Origin of the sequence: Streptomyces sp. NPDC096079, from assembly GCF_040303145.1 — a bacterium.
GTDB lineage: Bacteria > Actinomycetota > Actinomycetes > Streptomycetales > Streptomycetaceae > Streptomyces.
In genome coordinates this window covers 1-1,861 of sequence record NZ_JBEOST010000053.1, presented here as the reverse complement: position 1 = coordinate 1,861, position 1,861 = coordinate 1, and the positions used below count along the sequence as shown (strand labels likewise).

Genomic DNA, 1,861 nt, shown 5'->3' with positions numbered 1-1,861 from the left:
CTTCAGAACTAACACAGTGGACGCGAGCAACTGAGGACAAGCCCTCGGCCTATTAGTACCGGTCAGCTCCACCCATTACTGGGCTTCCACATCCGGCCTATCAACCCAGTCGTCTACTGGGAGCCTTACCCTCTCAAGGAGGTGGGAATACTCATCTCGAAGCAGGCTTCCCGCTTAGATGCTTTCAGCGGTTATCCCTCCCGAACGTAGCCAACCAGCCATGCCCTTGGCAGGACAACTGGCACACCAGAGGTTCGTCCGTCCCGGTCCTCTCGTACTAGGGACAGCCCTTCTCAATATTCCTACGCGCACAGCGGATAGGGACCGAACTGTCTCACGACGTTCTAAACCCAGCTCGCGTACCGCTTTAATGGGCGAACAGCCCAACCCTTGGGACCGACTCCAGCCCCAGGATGCGACGAGCCGACATCGAGGTGCCAAACCATCCCGTCGATATGGACTCTTGGGGAAGATCAGCCTGTTATCCCCGGGGTACCTTTTATCCGTTGAGCGACGGCGCTTCCACAAGCCACCGCCGGATCACTAGTCCCGACTTTCGTCCCTGCTCGACCCGTCGGTCTCACAGTCAAGCTCCCTTGTGCACTTACACTCAACACCTGATTGCCAACCAGGCTGAGGGAACCTTTGGGCGCCTCCGTTACCCTTTGGGAGGCAACCGCCCCAGTTAAACTACCCATCAGACACTGTCCCTGATCCGGATCACGGACCGAGGTTAGACATCCAGCACGACCAGAGTGGTATTTCAACGGCGACTCCACCATGACTGGCGTCACGGCTTCAAAGTCTCCCACCTATCCTACACAAGCCGAACCGAACACCAATATCAAACTGTAGTAAAGGTCCCGGGGTCTTTCCGTCCTGCTGCGCGAAACGAGCATCTTTACTCGTAGTGCAATTTCACCGGGCCTATGGTTGAGACAGTCGAGAAGTCGTTACGCCATTCGTGCAGGTCGGAACTTACCCGACAAGGAATTTCGCTACCTTAGGATGGTTATAGTTACCACCGCCGTTTACTGGCGCTTAAGTTCTCAGCTTCGCCCTGTCGAAACAGAGCTAACCGGTCCCCTTAACGTTCCAGCACCGGGCAGGCGTCAGTCCGTATACATCGCCTTACGGCTTCGCACGGACCTGTGTTTTTAGTAAACAGTCGCTTCTCGCTGGTCTCTGCGGCCACCCCCAGCTCACGGAGTAAATCCGATCACCAAGCGTGGCCCCCCTTCTCCCGAAGTTACGGGGGCATTTTGCCGAGTTCCTTAACCATAGTTCACCCGAACGCCTCGGTATTCTCTACCTGACCACCTGAGTCGGTTTAGGGTACGGGCCGCCATGAAACTCGCTAGAGGCTTTTCTCGACAGCATAGGATCATCCACTTCACCACAATCGGCTCGGCATCAGGTCTCAGGCTTAATGTGTGACGGATTTGCCTATCACACGCCCTACACCCTTACCCCGGGACAACCACCGCCCGGGCTGGACTACCTTCCTGCGTCACCCCATCGCTTACCTACTACCACCTTGGGTCGACGGCTCCACCACTTTCCATTCCCCGAAGGGTCCGGAACGGCTTCACGGCCTTAGCATTAATGGGCTCGATATTGGGCGTTTCAAAGCGGGTACCGGAATATCAACCGGTTGTCCATCGACTACGCCTGTCGGCCTCGCCTTAGGTCCCGACTTACCCTGGGCAGATCAGCTTGACCCAGGAACCCTTAGTCAATCGGCGCACACGTTTCTCACGTGTGTATCGCTACTCATGCCTGCATTCTCACTCGTGAACCGTCCACAACTCGCTTCCGCGGCTGCTTCACCCGGCACACGACGCTCCCCTACCCATCACAG

The 1,861-nt window shown here is 56.6% G+C and carries 1 rRNA gene; it reads right to left on the bottom strand.

The features are described 5' to 3' along the window. Positions 1-32: 32 nt before the first annotated feature. Positions 33-1,861 (bottom strand): 23S ribosomal RNA (locus tag ABTY59_RS37610); the annotation flags it as partial.